The organism is Chitinophaga eiseniae (genome assembly GCF_012641265.1).
GTDB classification, from domain to species: Bacteria; Bacteroidota; Bacteroidia; order Chitinophagales; family Chitinophagaceae; genus Chitinophaga; species Chitinophaga eiseniae_A.
Map to the genome: position 1 here is coordinate 141,292 of NZ_JABAHZ010000004.1, position 19,550 is coordinate 160,841.

The window sequence follows — 19,550 nt, forward strand, 5'->3', positions numbered from 1 at the left end:
TCACTTTCAAAAAAAGCGAATTGCTGTTTACAAATGTAGCGCAGTAAAATGGAATCATTTTTCTTTTTGCTGTTTTTTAACAGGGCTTTTTTTCGCTGCTGTTTTTCGTTCCTTGAGGTCCGCTTCTTTCTTCGCTTTGGGAGCAGCAGCTTTCTTTTTTTCGCTTGCAGCTTTACTTCTGGACGGACTCCGTTGCACAAACTTGCCCCAGGTAAGATTATCTTTTCCCGGCTTCTGTGCAATAGCTCTTTCAATGGCATAGCGGGCGCTGGTTTCAACTATCCACTCAAAATGTTCTGCGCCGATAGAGTGTAAATCCGCATCGGGTGCAGGATTGCAGAAGTCGATCGCATAAGGAACGCCGCCGCGTACGGCTATCTCCACGGTATTGAAATCGTAACCCAGGTATTGATTCAGCGTTTGTACGTGCCGGGTAATTTGTTCCAGCAGGGCGGGAGGGGCCGTATAATTGGCATCATAGCGCAAATGGTGTGGGTGCCGGGGATTATACGGCATAATCCGCACTTCTGTTCCACCTATGCAGAAACAGCGAAAATACTGGCTGAAATCAATTTCTTCCTGGAGCATCATCACCAGTTGCCCGGTTTCGCTATGTTGCTGGAAGAAGTCCTCTTTATCCTCGAGCCGGTACACATGTTTCCAGCCGCCGCCTGCGTAGGGTTTCATGTAGGCAGGGAAGCCCACGTAATCGAAAATCGTGTTCCAGTCGAACGGGTAAATGAGGTTACGGAATGATTTATCGTTGGTATCTTCTGGGTGTTTATTGGAGGGAAGGAGTACGGTACGGGGTACGGGTACGCCTACTTTTTCGGCCAGGGCGTTATTGAAGAACTTATCATCGGCGCTCCACCAGAACGGATTATTAATGACGGCCGTTCCCGCCATGGCGGCGTTTTTAAGATAAGCCCGATAAAAGGGCACATCTTGGGAAATACGGTCTATGATAACGGCGTAGCCGGAATCGGCGCCCTGCATCACTTTGTCGATGGTCACAAATTCGGCAAAGATGCCCGGGGGATTGATACGGTTCACCCGGTCTACAAATGCCTGGGGAAAAGTGTTTTCCTGTCCGAAGAGAATACCAATTTTTTTCATATCCTGCTACTTGATAAGTGAGATATAATGCGGTAACATTTCCCGCCATACTGCCCAGTCATGGGTCGTTTGCGGGCGTATGTCCAGCCAGTGGGCAATTTTTTTATGGGCAAGTATACCTGACAATTGTTCGTTTTGCGGCCGGGTCACATCCCGGTCTGCCACGCCGAGTACAATACCCATCCGCCATAGGTCTGCCTGGTCATTATCCGGCATAAAGTCGGCGGGATTGTTATAGTACACGGTATCATTGTAATAGCCATCTACCCTTGGTTTGATATCAAATACACCGCTCAGGCTAAAAAGATACGATACCTTATCGGGGTGCCGGAAGGCAAAGTTGGCCGCATGGTATCCACCAAAGCTACAGCCTGCTGAAACAATGCGCTGATGGCCGGTTTCGGCTTCTATCCGGGGAAGTACTTCCTGCATCAGCAGCTGGTCATAACAGGAATGATTATACGCTCTTTCTTCCGGTGTAATATTTTTATTATACCAGCTGAATGCATCGATGCTATCAGGGCAATAAACTTTTATTCTGCCTTCTTCAATAAACCAGCTGATGGCGTCGATCAGGCCAAAATCTTTACTCTCATAGTAGCGCCCCATGGAGGTAGGGAATAGCAGCAGGGGATATCCGCTGTCACCGAATACCAGCATCTCAAAGTCTTTTCCCAGGTTGGGCGAATGCCATTTCAAATAGTTTTCAGTCACAGGAAAGTGTTTAGTTAAATTTAAAGAAGATTATTGGTTTATTGGTAAATTGTTGGGATGCAGACAAGTCGACATGATATTCCTTCTGTGTACCTGCAACGGCAGGTGAGGCTGGAGGCCTGGTGGGAGGGGCCGGCGCCTTCTATATTGCTGCTGGTAAATGATGGACAGGAGCTGGAAGCATTATTACCGCCGGATTTGCCCGCGTCTGTACTGATCGCAGGTATTTATGCCGGTGAGCAACGCCGCGCCGAATACGGCACTGCGGGCGTATTGGATTACATGGGTCAGGGGGCTTTGGCGGAAAATTATACCCGTTTTATACTCCGGGAGCTGTTACCCTGGCTGCAACAACAGTATCCGGGTATGCAGCTCAGGCGGCGTGCTTTTGCCGGCTTCTCCCTGGGAGGCTTATCTGCGCTGGATATGGTGTGGCGCTATCCCGATCTTTTCCAGCTGGCAGGCGTATTTTCCGGGTCGCTCTGGTGGCGGAGCAAGCCATTGGGCAGCGATTACCAGGACGATAAAGATCGTATTATGCACCAGTTGATCCGCCAGGGGACCTATCACCCCGGGCAACAGTTTTTCTTTGAATGCGGTACCGATGATGAAACGGCCGACCGTAACCAGAACGGCATCATCGACAGCATTGATGATACCCTCGACTTAATGAACGAGCTGGTGTTAAAGGGATATAAGCGTAATGAAGAAGTATTTTACGTGGAGATAAAGAACGGGCGGCATGATGTAAGTACCTGGAAAATTGCCATGGACCTGTTTTTAGGGCTACCTTTCTTTCATCACGACTAACCCCTGGTTATTGTGAAAGATGATAAATCACAATTTCTACCCGCCTGTTTTTCCTTCTCCCGGCTGCGGTGTTGTTGTCCGCCACAGGAACAGATTCTCCCATGCCCGTCACCTCCGTAATATGAATGGCGGGGTCTTTTTCACGGATATAGTCTGATACGGTAAATGCCCTGCGCATGGATAGTTCCTGGTTGTACACCGGTGTACCGGTATTGTCGGTATGCCCCGTTACGGTAACGGATATATGATCCCCTGCGGGAATGCGGCCAATGAGGCTATCCAATGCACCCAACATCTGGTGGTTGAGTTGGTGGCTGTTGACTTCGAACAGGAGGTCGGGAATCAGCAGGGTATCGGTATGTGTAACCGGTACGGTGACTTCGCCGGCCGGCTGGCAGCTGATAAATTCCACTCTTTCGGTAGAATCGCCGCCGGGAGCGCATTTTCCTATACCGGCAATGATAAAATCATCAAAACTATACCCCTTTTGATATACCAGGTAGGAAGCTACCGCTTTTGCACGGTCCTGCCCCAGGATTTCATTATATTTTTCGTTGGTATGCCGGAACACATAGCCGGTCAGTTTTATTTTGTTGCGGACATTGTCTCCCTGCAACTGTAATATTTTTTCTAATTGTGAACTATAGGCGGAATTAATATATCGGGTACCAGGCACAAAGAAATCGTTTTTTAGCAGCAGGGTATCACAGGCGCCTTTGTTGAAGAAAACGGTTTGTAAGGTGGGGGCCACCGGTTGAGGCTCCCCATCGTTGTTGGGAGAAATATAGTGATGACGATCGTGCTGTGCATAAAGTATTTTTTTGGTCACGGCCGCGCTTGTACAGAGCTGGCCAGAGAGAGGCGTGAGTGATATACTGTCGATGCTCAGGTAGTAATCTGCCTTGTTGGGATAATTGGCGGTAGAGGTATCAAAGTTCCCGATCACCAGGTGGTTAGCGGAAGCAGGGGCGGTAAATGTTTTTTCCAGTACTGTCCATTTGTTCTCCGCGTGTTTGTCGGTGGTCCGGGAGAAATAGAAAGTAGGAACTACCTGGAGTGGGCGGGGTGTCCAGCGATACACGGCAACGGTATCAAACAATACCGCGGGTAACGGATAAGGGCGGTCTTCGTCCATCAACAGGTAGATTTTCAGCAGGTACTGTTGCCCTTTCTGTAAGGGGCAAAGCAGCTGAGTTTGGCTGTAGGTACGGAAGTCGGGATCAATGCTGCTGTAAAGGGTAAGGGTAATATAGCGGTTGCCTTTATCGGCAGTATACATCAGTTTACTGGTGTTGGGTGCTACGGATTCCCAGGCGCTGGGGGCACAGGGATAGCTGTATTCCGTACAGATATTGACATCGGTGAACCCGGCATTGGCAATCATGTTTTGCGCCTGGATACGTTGAAGCGGAAGCAGGACGGCGACTAATAGAATAAGAGTACGTATAGAGGCCAAGGGTAAGGGTTTTGAGAATAACGGAAATAAAGGGCGATTTATTATAAGATTTTAAATGGGGATGGAAGGAGAAGGTAATTGGAGAAGGTGTTTGAAAAGAGGTAGATGTATAAATTCTGAACGAAATTATCAAGGCGTATTCTTTTTAAAATGATAGTCCCAAAAGAGATATTTTTATCTCGTTGTACGTAGCATTTAACCCTTCAATCCAGTAGCCTTTTATTGATTATTTACCTTTTAATTTTGGTTTATGTATCCTTTAAAACCTTATCGCAAACAGTTTAGTTTGCTATTATTTGTTGGTGCCTTTTTGATGAGTGCCTGTCAAAAAAAAGAAATAGCAGCTTCATCATCCGGGAAGGAAAAATCCCAGGAAATTACTTGTGCATGTGAAACAGCAGATGCGTTACCCGACATTCCAGGGGAAAGAGTTTATGTAAAAGACGCGGCGGGTAATGTAAAGTTGAGTTTTTTGAAAAAGAATAATGTTTATGTTAGTGGGGATATGATCTTTAATCAGGGGCAATTCGATTATTTGACAAAATATTTTCGTCACCCGTTGAAGGAATCTAATCCACTATCAATGCATCCGTCGCCGCTTGCTATGCAAAAAGCGGCATTGATAAAGTCGCAAGGTTCGCCGAATGGCAGGGCTCCAAGGAAAGATTCGTCCATTTTTTCCCGCACAGGGATTGCTCGTATTGGCTACCTCTGGCCCAACAGGACGGTATATTACACCATAAACGGGAGTTTACCTGCACAAGCAAGAGTTAGTATGGCAATTACCCATTGGCAAAACCAGACTAACATCATTTTTGTACCAAGAACAAATCAGGCGAATTATATTGAATTTGTATGGGACCCTTTAGTCTGCGCTTCGCCGATTGGAATGCAGGGTGGGCGCCAGCCAATCTATCTGGCAGACGGTTGTGGTGTTGGTCAGGTTATCCATGAAATAGGTCATGCAATTGGATTTTTTCATGAACAGTCGCGTTCGGACAGGGATAATTTTGTGACTATTAATTTTAATAATATTCAGGAAGATAGAGTGAATAATTATCAAACCTATACACAAACAGGGGATCCTGGTTTTGAGTTGAGAACATTTGATTTTAATTCTGTTATGCTCTATAGTTCAGGTGATTTTGCCAAAGTACCTGGTACTGCTGTTATGCTCCGATTAGATGGCAGTTGGATAGTTGGACAACGCGATGGACTATCAACAGGAGATGTGGAAACATATAACTATATGTATAATCCGTCTATCACAGCCGTGGTAAAATATACGAAAACGCGTGATGATTATGATTGGAATACCGGCTCTTCTGCGGTAGAGGGACATTCAACTATTTACTTTTATACAGATAATACCAGAAGTACGCCACTGGCATTAACCCATCCACTTAAGCTAACTGTCCAGGATTTGGATACAAAGAATTTTGTATACTGGACAATACCTGCTGGAGTTAGTTCCTTCAATTTGGGAGAAACGTGGGAATACCAGGTATACGACTATGGTAATCTCACTTATTATTCCGCTGGAGGTGGATGGGTTTACCCTGGCGTAGGGTACCATTATTTTTGGGAACAATTGTAGAACAAGACAGGCATGAAGGGGAGTTTTCAAACCTTAATGGCAAGAAGATTCAGGCTAACACAACAACGACATTTTTATAAAAAAGGAAAGGCCTCCATGAAAATCACGAAGGCCTTTCTTTTTTTATAAAAATGATTAGAAGCTGTAGCGAAGACCCAATTGCCCTCTCCAACGAGCGGTAAAGTTGTTGATGTAGTATGGTTTTTCATTACCAAAGCCATCGACCTCTCTTCTTCTGTCATATTGGAAAACTGCATTGCCGGTGGCATCGAATTTTCTGAATGTCAGTGGTGTAGATGCGTTGTTAGCAATGAAATATGTTCTTCCCCAATCTTTGTTGAGGAGGTTACCTACGTTCAGGATATCGAAAGTGATTTCTACTTTATGATTTTTATAAATAGGCAGTACCTGCGCTATTTTAAAGTCAAAGATATTTTCGAATGGAGTGCGGCTTGCATTTTTCTTGGCATTTTCACCACGGTGCTTACTGAGGTAGCTGTCGTTGGTAATCAGACGTTCCAGGTCGGCTTTTTGTTGGTCTGGAGTGCGGGTGTAGATCACATTACCTTTAGAATCTTTCTGGGAAATCAGATCGAAGTTCATAGCAGCAACTTCTGTTGCTTTAGGAATGTAGATCAGATCGTTGTTGCCGCTGGAGCCTAAATCATCACCGGTAGGATCAACTGTGTTGAAGTATACCCATGAGTAAGGAATACCGGATTGACCATTATAGAACAGCGTTAAGGTAGTACGGAATTTGTCTTCTTTACCATATTTGAACGTTTTGGAAACTACTGCCAGGACCCGGCTACCCATGCTATAGTTAGAGCGGGCTAATTCCAGGTTGTTCAACCCATTAACATTGGGTCCGAAGCGCCAGTTAGAGCCGGCTGTGGAAGAAGTACCGTCATTAATTGCATAGGAATCACCGTAAGAATAACCAACTTTCAGAAAGAGACCATTGCTTGTTTGTTTGGTTAACTCACCAGAGATGTTATAGGTATAACCTTCACTGGTATTTTTCAACAAAAGAATCTGGTCGCCCCAGTTTTTGTTCTTCTTTACCCAGGTAGGTCTTTTAATACCACCACCTAAAGAAACACTATCGTTAGATTGAACAATATTCAAATTTTCCCAGATAGCGTTGTTAAGCGTTTTGGTAAAGTTTCCTTCTATGGTAGCGCTCATTCCCCATGGTAATTTTCTTTCTATCGCCAGGTTGGTTTTAAACATCTGTGGGAATTTGAAGTCCCTATCGGAAAGGTTGATGTTGGAAGGGCGGCTTCCTACGCTAGCTCCCATTGCAGCGAGGTTAGCAGCAGAATATTGTCCGTAAAAAGGACTATTTGCATCATAGTTGAAGCGGAAGTTGTTTGGAAGGGCGGAACCGCTCAAGCTCACATTGGTATAAACATTACCGGTATTTGCATACTGGTTGGAGATCCATACAAATGGTACGCGGCCGGTAAAAATTCCCACACCACCACGGATGGTAGTCATTCCGTCGTTAGTAACATCCCAGTTGAAACCAATGCGCGGAGCGATCAGCGGTCTTGATTTTGGAATGGTAGTAGTGGAGTAACCAGCAAAGCTAGGATCTTTCGAGAATGCAACGTTATCCGGAGGAGTGGTTGGGAAGATAGGAATATCTATTCTTACACCGTAAGTTAGGGTGAAGTTTTTCCTGATATTCCATTCGTCCTGTGCATAGATACCGATCTGGGCTGCTTTGAAGCCGATACCATCCCGAAGGGTAGAATCAGCTGTATTATAGTTGATCTGGTATTGTCTTGGTTTCAGGTTGTTAATGAATCCGTTGATGGAATCATATGTATAAGAACCGAAAGCACCTTGAATAAAGGTATTTTTGATCTTGTAGATTTCAGCATTTGCACCTACAGTGATGGTATGTTTACCTTTATACATAGTCAGATTATCTGTAATGGTCCAGATGCTCTGATCCAGGGCGTTGGCCGTAGAGGAAAACTCACTACCCAGGTTAATGGTACGTCCGTTGTCGTTAATGGTAACGGTAGGGAAGGGCTGGCCTTCGTAGCTTCTTCTGTCTTTTACATTATTATAGCCAACCCTCAGTTCATTACTTAATTTATTAGAGAAATTGGAGTTCAGCTCAATAACACTGGAATTACTTTTTGACGGGAAGGTATAATAGTTGTTTGCGAAAGCCGCAGAACTATTGCTTCTGCTGTAGATCAGGTCACTTGCATTCAGATAGTTATGACGTATCGTCAGTTTGTGAACAGAATTGATGTTCCAGTCAATACGTCCAAAGAGAGTAGTAGCTGGTTTATTACGTTCCTGGTCAGTGTAGCTTCCCAAATCTACTTTATATTTAGTAGCAACAAAATCATAGATACTTTTCAGTTCGTCAGTGGTTACGTTGGAAGCTCCTGTTCCAGGGTTGAAATCTATTGGGTTCTTTCTAACAGATCTTTCAGCGTTTACAAAGAAGAACAATTTGTTTTTGATGATCGGACCACCTAAGCTGGCACCGAAAGTTTTATTACTGAAAGTACCGTATTTAGAACGGGTGGAATCCGGCGCTTTTCCCACCAGGCTTTGATCCTGGTAATAAAGGTAGGCAGCGCCATGGAGTTCGTTGGTACCGCTTTTGGTAATGGCATTGATACCGCCGCCGGTAAACCCACTTTGTTTAACGTCGTACGGGTTCAGTACAATCTGTAACTGGTCAATCGTTTCTATGGAAATAGGATTAGCTCCAGCCTGGCCACCATTGGTACCGGAAGCAGACAAACCAAATACGTCGTTGGTTACTGCACCATCCACTGCAAATTGGTTGTATTTATTGCTTTGGCCACCAAAGGAAATACCCATTGGTGAACCGTCTTTACCGTTGGTAGATACAGAAGCCTGAGGACTCAGTCTAACAAAATCCTGTACACTTCTGTTAACCGAAGGAAGGTTATTGAGCTGGGTACGGGAAATGTTCATGGCCGTGCCACCGTTACCTTTAACAGTATTCTTAGTGCCGGTAATGCTGATTTCTTTCAGGGTAGTAGATCCTTCAGACAGCTTAACGCTTATTTTCAACGGCTCACCCAGCTTCAGGAAGATGTCGTTGTACGTTTCGGTACCATAGCTGATGAAAGATACTTCCACTTTGTATGGTCCGCCAACACGCATGTTGGGAATGGTAAACTCACCACCGTTACGGGTTGTAGTTCCGTAAATGGTTCCGGTAGGTGTGTGAGTCGCTTTTACCGTAGCCCCAATCAGGCCCTGGCCTTTTGAATCAGTTATCACACCCGTGATGCTACTGGTGGTAACCTGGGCATAAGTGAAGAGAACAGTGATTAACAATGATAATGTAAAGAGTAACTTTTTTAACCCCATAAAGCAAAGATGTTGTTGTTTCAGGCGCAAAGTTGGTCATTTTTCTTGTGAAAAATTTAACTTCAAATTAACAAATTGTTAAGTAGACTGTGGATATCTCGCCTGGTAGATAAAAAATTAAACAGCATCTAGTGGAGGCGTTATAAACAATATGATTTCTGAGAATTCGCACCAAAAATTATAATTTCTCAAATAGGTGTTATTGATAATGAATGAAACATACACGCTGTTTGAACTTTATCGGTATTTAATTGTATGACATTCAATCGTATCGCCTTATTTTTTTATACATTAAAATCGCTTTGTATAATTAAACTATCAGCAATGCCTTTTTGACCAAAATCAACCTGTCCTTCGCTTCATCTTTTCACAGGTATATGTCGTAACTTTGCGCCATTCACATTACTGACCCGGAGGGAATATTATATGTTAGATACAATAGCAGCAGCAATAGAAGATATAAAAAACGGTAAGCTGGTGATCGTAGTAGATGACGAAGACCGTGAAAACGAAGGTGATTTTGTAACAGCAGCACGCAATGTAACACCTGAGATTATCAACTTTATGAGTACCCACGGCCGTGGGCTGATATGTGCTCCTTTAGTGGAAGAACGTTGTGAGGAATTAGGACTGGAGATGATGGTCCGCGATAATACCGCCCTGCACCAGACTCCTTTTACGGTATCGGTCGACTTGCTCGGACATGGCTGTACTACCGGCATTTCCGCACATGACAGGGCCAAAACCGTGCAGGCGCTGATCGATCCTACTACCAAACCGGAACACCTGGGCAAACCCGGGCATATTTTCCCGCTGAAAGCCAAAACAGGAGGCGTGTTACGCCGCTCGGGCCATACCGAAGCAACGATAGATCTGGCCCGCCTGGCAGGATTCGAGCCCGCCGGCGTGCTGGTGGAAATCATGAATGAAGACGGCACCATGGCCCGCCTGCCGCAACTGCGCGAAATAGCCACCAAATTCGATCTCAAACTCATTTCCATCAAAGACCTCATCGCCTACCTGCTCAGCACCGAAACCCTGATCGAGGAAGGCGTGAAAGTACAGATGCCTACCAAATACGGCAACTTTGAACTGGTGGCCTTTAAACAGATCAATTCAGGTGAAATTCATATGGCCCTGAAAAAAGGAAACTGGAAAAAAGATGAGCCGGTACTAGTACGTGTGCACTCCTCTTGTGTAACAGGAGATATACTCCATTCATTACGTTGCGACTGTGGGGAACAACTCCATGCCGCTATGCAGATGGTGGAAAAAGAAGGGAAAGGTCTTATATTATATATGAACCAGGAAGGACGCGGTATAGGCCTCATGAATAAGCTGAAAGCCTATAAACTCCAGGAAGAAGGAATGGATACCGTGGAAGCTAACCTGGAACTTGGTTTTAAAATGGATGAGCGCGATTATGGTGTAGGCGCACAAATCCTCCGCCAGATGGGTATCTCCAAACTCCGCCTGATTACCAACAACCCGCGCAAACGCGCCGGATTAAGCGGTTACGGACTGGAAGTAGTGGAAAATGTGCCCATCGAAATTCATCCTAACCCGCATAATGAAGGGTACCTGAAAACCAAGAGAGATAAATTAGGTCATGATATCCTGAAAGGATAGACACATATGACGGCCCATAAGGCCGCGTGACCGGTGTGGCAACATGCCGGTAACCCATAAACCACGCGAAGGAGGAAACCGGTGCTACAACTGGTTTTCTCCTTTGTCGTTTAACCCATCTTACTCGTTGTTTTTTGTGTTCTTTTGGGTTGCTTTTGCGGAATCTTCCTGTTCCTTTTTCAGGGCAGCGGCCTTACGCAGCGAATCGAGCAGCGGCGTACGCCGGCTGCGGTTTCCCCCGTTGAATAGTTCGGAAAACCGGTTGTACTCCCTGATATAGGAAATGCCTACGCCGGATTTCGTACGGTTGTTGAGGTTATATACGTCGTAGTCCGTTTTACTAAAGGCATTGATACGGAAACGACCATCAGGTGTCAGGAGGTATTCAACGCGGAAGTCGCCCGCAAACCGGTTGGTATTGGCAGACGTGGCCGTTTTACCCCAGTCATAATCGCCACCGGCATATAAACGGAAGCGGTTGTTAAACAGGTTGCTGGTAATACCGGCGCTCACCTGGTTACGGTCTACGGAAGAGTTATCCTGGGGGCCGCCCACGTTATAAGCCCGGTAGTTAACGTTTACGCCTATACCGCTTCCCTTCAGCAGGGCGCCGGTAATATTGTTCAAAATGGCCTGGGCCTGGGCTGATAAAGCCTGCCCTACGCTGTTCTTACCAGTAATACCCACATTGGCAGCCGCAGTAGTGGTAGCATCATCGGGTAAAAACTGGTTGGAAAATAATAATCCCCATACCTGGAACAAGGCCTTGTTCTGGTCGTTATTAATTTCTTTCAGGTGGGCGGCTACCCCGCTTTCATAGGCCAGGCTGCCTACTTCCGGTAATTCGATGGAATAGGTGATGTCCGGTTTCAACAGGGCGCCACGCAGGTTGATCAGTACATCCACCTTTTCGGTGCGGGTAGCCAGTTTATCGGAGCTGATATTGGTGCCCTGTCCTACCAGGTTGTAAAGGCTCACCTTAGGCAAGGAGTACTTGGCCATAATATTTACCCGCGCTTCAGAAGGATCTCCGTTCCAGATAATGCTGCTGTTCTTCTCTATATCAAATTTCCAGCTGGTTAAGCGCTGGAAGGTGAAGTTGTAAGACCCATTATTGATTTCGTAATTTCCGAACATGCTAAAATCACCTTCCGTATTCACGGTGATCTGCAGGTTGCCGGTACCGTTGGCCGAAATGATATCGCCGGTAGTAGCATCCAGGATAACATCTATCTGTGCATCAGGGTTGGCGGCAATGTCGAGCTTGACGGTAAGTTTGGTGTTATCTTTTTTCTTCTTCTTTTCTACGATCTCGGTACCATAGGTTTTAAAGGTGATGTAATCGTATTTACCGATATCCTTGCTGTCGGACATGGGCAGGTAGAAGTGGGTGCCTTTAATGGGCCGGGCCAGGATATGCATCTGCATATCGTTGATCGGGCCGGAGAAATATACTTTACCATCGGCAATAACATCACCGTAAAACAGGTCGTTGTCATTGGCGGTGGTACCCAGGAAAACGAAGCTCCGGCCGGTTACATCGAAATCGAAATTGAGTTTGTCGAAGTGATCATGGCTGATATAGCCGCTGGCGGTGCCCTGGGTATTGTTTTTATCTACCAGTACGAAGTTGCCGAATTCAATCAGGTTATCATCTACATTGACGTTCAGCTTGGGGATCCGGTAATGGGTGCCCAGGTAATCTACGGTTACCCCCACTGTATCCAGGGAAAGGGTGCCTTTCACCGATGGCTGGGCGGTAGTGCCGCCTATTTTGAGATTACCGGCTACGGTGCCGGTAAGGTTCGACACATAGCCCGCCAGGTACTTATTCAGCAGGCTGATAGAGGTCCCATTGAGCTGGATGCCCGCGTCGATATTATTGTTGCCGGCCAGCAGGCCCACCTGTCCCTGTGCGGCGAAAGCCTTGCCTTCATTGTCCGACTGTACGCTGAAGGTAGCTATCCCGGTTTGATGATGATAGGAGCCATCTACATTCACGACACCGATAGAATCGTTGTCTATGCGCAGCTCCCGGGTTCTCAGGGCGGTATTGATATCCAGGTTGGCGGTAGGATCCGCAATATTGATGGTACCGTCTGTAATCCCTTCAATGCGGGTGGTAATGAGTTGGGCAGGGATAACGTCGGCCAGGTTCAGGTTTTTAAGGGTAACGATGAACTTCGACTCATCCGGGTTAAACTCATTGGTTTCTATGGTAACGCTTTGATCATTGCGGGTAATGCGGAAATTTTTTACTGTGAGAAAGTGTTTGCTCCAGTAAATTTCATTGCCGGGTGTTACATTCCACTGGCGCTCGTTAACCGTGAAGGCACTGTTGAGGAAGTTGACTTTCACCCCTTCCGCTACGGTGATGATACGGGCATAAAAGCCATCCAGGGACGAAGTGTCTTCTGCGGAAAGGTCTACTTTCACATAGGAGGTATCATGCCCGGAGCTGGCCAGTATCACGGGGTTTTCAAACATTACATTCTTACCGGACAATATTTTACCAATACTGGTGCTGATATTGACCTTATTAAAATTACCTTCTCCCTTTACCTGTAAATCCTGTACGTGGTAACCCTTGAACCCGGCTTCCGGTATGTTGATATTCAGTGCCAGGTTGCCTCCATTCATCGTATTCAGGGCGCCGTCGACCCGGCTTTGGTTAAAGCCGGTGAACTGGTTGGTAAAGCCTTTCAGCAGTTTGTCCACCTCTCCCAGGTTGAAGGCAAAGGTGAAGTCCTGGTTGATATTGGTTTGTGGCGGGGGACTGAAATAGCTGGGATAATATTTATAGAGCAGCAGGTGAAAGGCATTGGGCAGTTGGAGGAAGCTATATTGTCCTTTTACAAACCCGCTGATTTCACTGCCGGCAAATTCCAGTACTTTTTTATTGTCCACCATATGCGACAGTACGTTGAGGGAGTCGAACTCCAGTCGCCGGTTGTCTTTGAACACCGATACTTCATACATCCGGGCGCTTCCATCGAAGTTGTCGATGTTACTGCCTTTGAAGTTGAGATCCAGCTTGGCTTGCAGGGTAACGGAATCTTCTGTGAGGTGCAGTGCTTTCAGATCGCTTTTACGGATTTCTGAATTGAAGTTAAATACGGGGAGGGCCTCGTTGAAGTCGATGGTACCGGCAAAGTCCATATCCAGGTTAGGATCATTGGCGGTGAGGGAGCCATTGAAAAATTTGCGGCTCATTTCCCCTTTGGTTTTGATGTTGCGGTAGTTGTAGCCGAATAGGGCCATTTCCTGTATATTGGCGTCTACACTGGCTTTGAGCGTTTTAAAGTTAAAGCCGGCGCCATCTACTTTAGCATCCAGGGAAACGGTAGACAGGTTATCGTTGTCGAAAAGGCTGCCTATATCAAAGTTGCTGGCCTTGAGGCTACCGGAGTACACCGGTATATCCCTGCTGGTTTTAAAGTTCAGATCGGAGTTGAGCTTTCCCAGGTTGGTCTGAAACTGGCCATAGGCCACAAAGTCATTGATGAAGCCGGTGTAGCTTCCCTGGAAATGGATATTGGACAACCGGTCGATGCGAACGGTATTAACGACGTCTTTTACGATAGGCATGATCTGCATCACATCTTTACCGGTAGTGACCAGTTCGTCGGTATGGAAATCGATGAATGTTTCGTAAATGTCCGGCAGGCCGCGCATTTCCAGGCTTCCTTTCAGGCGGGTGGTGTTGCCGGCGCTGAGGTCTATTTCAGATGCTTTCAGGTTACTTACCGGACCCCGGGCCTTTCCGTTGAGGATAATCTCTTTTTTCCAGGAGGAAAGGGGCGGGGCAAAAAAGGCGATATCGTCGGACGAGAGTTTACAGTTTTTAAAATGTGCCTGCATAAAGACATCATCGATATAATTGCTCATATCACTGATGTCGCTGTATTGCATGGTGTAGTAGTCACCGATATGACTGCGGTTTGTTTCCAGGTCGAGCTGTGAGAACTCCATTTCTACAGGCGACATTTTAAAGCGGCTGCTCAGTTTTTTCACTTCAAAGCCGCTGCGCTCTTTGGTGCGCAGGGTAAGGTCGCCTATCACGCTGTCCTTTACCAGGCTGGTATTGGTGAGGGAAAGGTTGATATCATTAAAGCGGATATGGTGTGGCGCAAAGTAGCCTTCTTCAATTTTGGTGGTATCGTCGGGATTATCGACGCCGAAAATTCCGTTTTTGATATTAATCTCTTTTATAATAAGTTTCCAGTTGGCACTGTTCCACCGGAGTTCATTGATCTGGCTACTGTCTACAGGGTTGGTGCCTGGAGCGGGGCGTCTGCGGTGACGCAGGGGGGAAGAGGCATAACTGCTTACAATAAAAGCAGGTGAGGTGAGGGTGAGCTCCTGGATATCAATATTATGTTTTTGCAGGTCGAGGTTTTTAGCATCCAGGTAAATGCGTTTGGCGGATGCCCGCATATCTTCACCTACCCAGGCGTCTACCTCGTTGAACTGGATATTGCGGAGGTCTATTTTTTTCAGGTCCAGCGAAATGCCTTTGCTGGGCGTATGGCTGGTATCTGTTGGACCGGAGAACGCTTCTTCCAGGAAATGATAGTTCCACACAGAGTCTTTGCGGGAGCGGAGAAGGTTTACCTGCGCGTTTTCCAGCCCGATAAACTTAATCACCGGCTTATCCTGGAAAAAGAACCAGTCGGTAATGCGTACCTGTAATTTGCCGGCATACAACAGGGTATCGCGGTGTTGATCTTCTATCAGCGCTCCTTCCAGCTGCATATGATTAAATAGCTGAAACTTTACACGGTCAATCTGTACCCTTGTTTTCAGCTGTTCGGATAAACGGCTGGTCACTTCCCCCACGAGGAAGTTCTGTACCACCGGGATGTTTACCAGTATTCCGACCAGGATGACAAGGCCTAACAAACAGAGTAACACGACAGATAATATTTTCCGTACTTTTTTCAGGCGCCTAAAGTTTATCCGGCAAAAATAATTAATAGTTGCCAGTCCTTGGCAATCAGCCAATAAATAAGATAGATTTCCCTATTTGAACGGTGCGATGAGGGATGCTTTTTTCGTATATAGATAACAGTGAGTAGATACGGTTTTGGCGCGGTTGATCAATATTTGTATGGGTAAAATGCATGATAAGTATTTATCACTGGATTGTCTTGTAGGTATCTATATAGTGGTGTTATTTTATCGTATTGTGATTTTATTTTCATCCACCATATGTTGATATGATAATTGCATATTTTATAATAAATTGATTATCAATTATTTTATTTCAGTCGGAGCAATATTGGTATAGTAATTCTTTCTGTCACTGTATTGTCAATAATTACACGCTGCCTATTAAGAAAATTTTAACATCTCTAATTTTCCCCCCGGAACTGTGAACAATTGTAGTAACATCGACCAAAAAAGTAGACAGTTATTATCAACGAGCATTAATAAGTGAACAATACCTACGAGCATTAATATCAGTAACATTAACCAGGATCGATAGTAACATTCTTATTTACATAATTTCAGGCGAGTGCTTAGAGAAGAAGATTATTACCCGTGAACGTTAATAAGTGAACAACATTTCAGGACTGTCAACCAAAAAAACAAAAAGAAACAATAAACGATTTCCAGTGAACAAAAGGTAGTTATCAACCCATCTGATAATTCCAGCTTAATTTATTAAACCAGAATCTATGCACAAAAAGTTGCTATTGCTAGCGCTAATGGGACTGCTATGCCTGCAGGTATGGGCCCAGGAGCGAAAAATCTCCGGTACCGTTAAAGATGACAAAGGGGTTGTATTGCCCGGTGTATCTGTGAAAGAAGTGGGTACCAACAATGGAGCCGCTACTACACCAGATGGTAAATTCACCCTGACGTTAAGAGGTAACTCTGGTAAGCTCTCTATCTCCTATATAGGCTTTGAATCGCAAACCATCGTCCTCTCCGGTAATACTTCCTACACCATTTCATTAAAGCCGGATGCTAAAAGTCTGAAAGACGTAGTAGTGATCGGGTACCAGGAAGTAAAACGTAAAACGGTAACAGCCGCTGTTTCCAGCGTAAAAGGCAAGGAAATCGAAAACCTGCCTTCTCCCAGCTTTGACCAGCTGTTACAAGGTCGTGCTGCGGGGTTGAACGTACAGAACTTTACCGGTGAGCCGGGTGTACGTGGTTCCTTTGTGGTGAGAGGAAATACTTCCATTAGCCGCAATGCTTCTGCTGCCCGCACTTTGAGCTCGCCCTTATTTGTGATCGATGATATTCCCATTTCCATGGATGATGCAGCTGCATTTGACAACACCGGTACCAACTATATTGCCGGTATTAACCCTAACGATATTGAATCGATCGACATCCTGAAAGATGCGTCTGCGGCGGCCATTTACGGCTCCCGTGGCGCCAACGGCGTGGTGATCGTGAAAACAAAACGTGGAAAGCCCGGCAAACCACAGGTAAACGTTTCCGCGTATACCGGTTTGGTGGAGCAGCCTAATTTCGAAAAAGTATTTGGTGGCGCGGAAGAAAGACAGTTCAAAATGAATTTCCTCCAAAAGAATCTGGGCTATGATCAGTTGGCCATCAGGATACCTATGCTGCTGACAGACAGTCTCAACCCGGCTTTCACAGGAGCTACCGACTGGCAGGATCTGTTTTACCAGAAAGCCCTGATCCAGAACTACGATCTTTCTGTGGCCGGCGCCAACGACATGACCAATTACCGTATCAGCGGTAACTACTATAACGAAGAAGGTACTATTAAAGGGACCGGCTTTAAACGCTACACCGTGTCTGCTGCCATGGGTGTGAAACTGAGCACTAAGCTGAATGTAAGCTCCCTGTTCCGCCTGAGCCGTGGCGATAGATCCAGGGGCCGCGGTACAGCGCCCGGTGAAGACGTGATCCCGCTGAATGGCGGACAGTACTTGTCTTCTCTCTTTAACCTTTCGGATTTGGATAAGAAAAACTATGTAGGCGACTTTGGTGATGGAAGAGATAAAAATATCAATGATGATATCACGGCCAGCGTAACGCTCAACTACGATTTCAGCAAAAAGCTGCGTTTTGCTTCTACGGGCTCTATACAGTCGAGCGTCAATTCCCGCGATATCTTCAGACCCGGTGCGCTGAACGTAGCAGGCCTGTCCTATGCACAAAGCAGCAAGTCGCGCTATGAAAACGTGAACCTCGATAACACCCTGAGTTATACGACTAACATAGTGAATAATGATCACCACCTCAATGTGTTGTTGGGTAACACGATCAATAATGTGAAGAATGAATACACCGGTATCGGTGCAGGTGCGCTGAGCAACGACAACGTGAAAGTAGTACAGGGCTTTGTTCCGAACTACCTGGCGTTCTATGACGCTGGCGGAAACCTCATCTCCGGATCGAATTATCAGTCTGCCGGACTATTGTCTTTCTTCTCCCGTGTTAACTATGATTATAAGGAAAAATACCTGTTATCGTTCGCTTACCGCGCAGATGCTTCTTCCCGTTTTGGTAAAGACAGCAGATGGGGATACTTCCCTTCTGTTTCTGCCGGATGGAATATCTCCGAAGAGCCGTTTATGGCGCCGCTGAAAAAGTGGGTAGAGTACCTCAAAGTACGCGGTAGCTTTGGAGTTACCGGTAGCTTGCCAACTAGTTATTACCTGCCGTTCAATACCTACAGCATCAACCAGGGAACTTACGGCGGTTCTAATGGCGGTACTTACAACGGGGTGAATGCGGTAACACCGAACTTTAGTGATGGAGTAGCACAGAATGGGTTGACCTGGGAGCAGGCGCTGCAGTCCAATATCGGTGTTGATGCGAGCTTTTTTAGCGGGCGTTTGAATGTTACTGTAGATGCGTTTAACCGCGGTACTTCCCGCAAACTGTTCGACCTGATGCTCCCTTCTACCACCGGGTATAATAAAGTAAACACTAACGCGGTAGATGTGCGTAACACCGGTGTGGAATTCACGGTACAGGGCCGCCTGATGCCGGCTAACAGTAAATTCCAGTGGAATTCTACGCTGATTCTCTCGTTCATCAAAAACCAGATTGTGGCATTGCCTAATGGTAACCGTGATCTCGTGGTACCTGATAATAATACCGGTATGACGTATATCCTTACCAAAGGAAGAGCCATCAATGAGTTTTACCTGATGCAAAGTAAGGGCGTATACAGTACCGCAAAAGATATTCCTTTCAACCCTTATACCGGTGAGAAACTGACCTACTGGAACGGTAACCATACTGTACAACCAGGTGATTTTATCTGGGTAGATCAGAATGGCGACTACGATGTATGGGACTGGAATGATAAAGTACGTGCGGGTAACCCTAATCCCGGTTGTACCGGCGGTTTTACCAATACCTTTATGTATGGTCCCTGGAGCCTGCAGGTGTATATGACCTTTACCCTGAAACGTGATATTTATAATAAATACATGTCTGACAGGTTGGAGGCTTTAACCAACCGCTATGCAGATGTAGCAGCTATTGACCCTGCCTCCATCGACAGCTGGCATAAAGAGGGCGATCAGAGCAAGTATGCACAGGTAATCCCTTATAGCCAGAATTATTACTACCAGTTCTTACCATTTTCTTCTGCCTTTGTGGAAAACGGTTCTTATGCCCGTATCAAATACCTGAACCTCTCTTATACTGTTGGACCTAAATTATTACAGCGTGCAAGACTCAGTAAGCTGCAGATTTACGGTGTGATTGATAACGTGAAAATGTTCCAGAAATCCAGTGTACCGGATGCGGAAGCGGTGGATGAAAAAGGTACTTACACCGGTGGCGGATACCCTATTCCAAGGAAGTTCACATTGGGCGTAAATGTTGGTTTTTAATTTTAAAAAGAAGTTG

Annotated in this window: 9 protein-coding genes; 4 read left to right on the forward strand and 5 right to left on the reverse strand. The window is 45.8% G+C overall.

From position 1 onward, the window contains the following. Positions 1 to 54: 54 nt before the first annotated feature. Positions 55 to 1,116, reverse strand: coding sequence for a RimK family alpha-L-glutamate ligase (locus tag HGH91_RS17675; protein WP_168740132.1), 1,062 nt, complete (start codon positions 1,114 to 1,116; stop codon positions 55 to 57). Between the two features lie 6 nt (positions 1,117 to 1,122). Continuing rightward, positions 1,123 to 1,830: an esterase family protein gene (locus HGH91_RS17680; RefSeq protein ID WP_168740133.1), complete on the reverse strand. Its 708-nt coding sequence runs from the start codon at positions 1,828 to 1,830 to the stop codon at positions 1,123 to 1,125. A gap of 57 nt (positions 1,831 to 1,887) precedes the next feature. Between HGH91_RS17680 and HGH91_RS17685 the strand changes: the two genes are divergently transcribed. Further along, complete coding sequence (locus HGH91_RS17685; protein WP_168740134.1) at positions 1,888 to 2,640, forward strand: alpha/beta hydrolase; 753 nt, start codon at positions 1,888 to 1,890, stop codon at positions 2,638 to 2,640. Between the two features lie 7 nt (positions 2,641 to 2,647). On the opposite strand, the gene HGH91_RS17690 is transcribed toward HGH91_RS17685, so the two are convergent. Then, positions 2,648 to 4,096, reverse strand: a complete 1,449-nt coding sequence (locus HGH91_RS17690) for an OmpA family protein (RefSeq protein WP_168740135.1) — start codon at positions 4,094 to 4,096, stop codon at positions 2,648 to 2,650. A 250-nt stretch (positions 4,097 to 4,346) separates the two neighbouring features. Here HGH91_RS17690 and HGH91_RS17695 point away from each other — a divergent pair, with 250 nt between their 5' ends. Then, a complete protein-coding gene (locus HGH91_RS17695) occupies positions 4,347 to 5,693 on the forward strand; it encodes a M12 family metallopeptidase (protein WP_168740136.1) in 1,347 nt (448 codons plus the stop codon). A gap of 135 nt (positions 5,694 to 5,828) precedes the next feature. Here HGH91_RS17695 and HGH91_RS17700 read toward each other — a convergent pair whose 3' ends face one another. Continuing rightward, positions 5,829 to 9,068, reverse strand: a complete 3,240-nt coding sequence (locus HGH91_RS17700) for a carboxypeptidase regulatory-like domain-containing protein (RefSeq protein WP_168740137.1) — start codon at positions 9,066 to 9,068, stop codon at positions 5,829 to 5,831. 426 nt (positions 9,069 to 9,494) lie between these two features. Between HGH91_RS17700 and HGH91_RS17705 the strand changes: the two genes are divergently transcribed. Further along, complete coding sequence (locus HGH91_RS17705; RefSeq protein WP_168740138.1) at positions 9,495 to 10,697, forward strand: bifunctional 3,4-dihydroxy-2-butanone-4-phosphate synthase/GTP cyclohydrolase II; 1,203 nt, start codon at positions 9,495 to 9,497, stop codon at positions 10,695 to 10,697. 120 nt (positions 10,698 to 10,817) lie between these two features. On the opposite strand, the gene HGH91_RS31535 is transcribed toward HGH91_RS17705, so the two are convergent. After that, the gene (locus tag HGH91_RS31535) at positions 10,818 to 15,611 is read right to left on the reverse strand and encodes a translocation/assembly module TamB domain-containing protein (protein WP_168740139.1); all 4,794 of its coding nucleotides are present in this window, start codon (positions 15,609 to 15,611) and stop codon (positions 10,818 to 10,820) included. Between the two features lie 767 nt (positions 15,612 to 16,378). Between HGH91_RS31535 and HGH91_RS17715 the strand changes: the two genes are divergently transcribed. Beyond that, positions 16,379 to 19,534 (forward strand): SusC/RagA family TonB-linked outer membrane protein, encoded by a 3,156-nt coding sequence (locus HGH91_RS17715; protein WP_168740140.1) that lies wholly within the window; start codon positions 16,379 to 16,381, stop codon positions 19,532 to 19,534. The last annotated feature ends 16 nt before the right edge of the window (positions 19,535 to 19,550 follow it).

Coding starts and splice junctions, on each gene's coding strand:
- HGH91_RS17675 (WP_168740132.1), bottom strand. CDS start 1,116: ATGAAAAAAATTGGTATTCTCTTCGGACAGGAAAACACTTTTCCCCAG.
- HGH91_RS17685 (WP_168740134.1), top strand. CDS start 1,888: ATGCAGACAAGTCGACATGATATTCCTTCTGTGTACCTGCAACGGCAG.
- HGH91_RS17695 (WP_168740136.1), top strand. CDS start 4,347: ATGTATCCTTTAAAACCTTATCGCAAACAGTTTAGTTTGCTATTATTT.
- HGH91_RS17700 (WP_168740137.1), bottom strand. CDS start 9,068: ATGGGGTTAAAAAAGTTACTCTTTACATTATCATTGTTAATCACTGTT.
- HGH91_RS17705 (WP_168740138.1), top strand. CDS start 9,495: ATGTTAGATACAATAGCAGCAGCAATAGAAGATATAAAAAACGGTAAG.
- HGH91_RS17715 (WP_168740140.1), top strand. CDS start 16,379: ATGCACAAAAAGTTGCTATTGCTAGCGCTAATGGGACTGCTATGCCTG.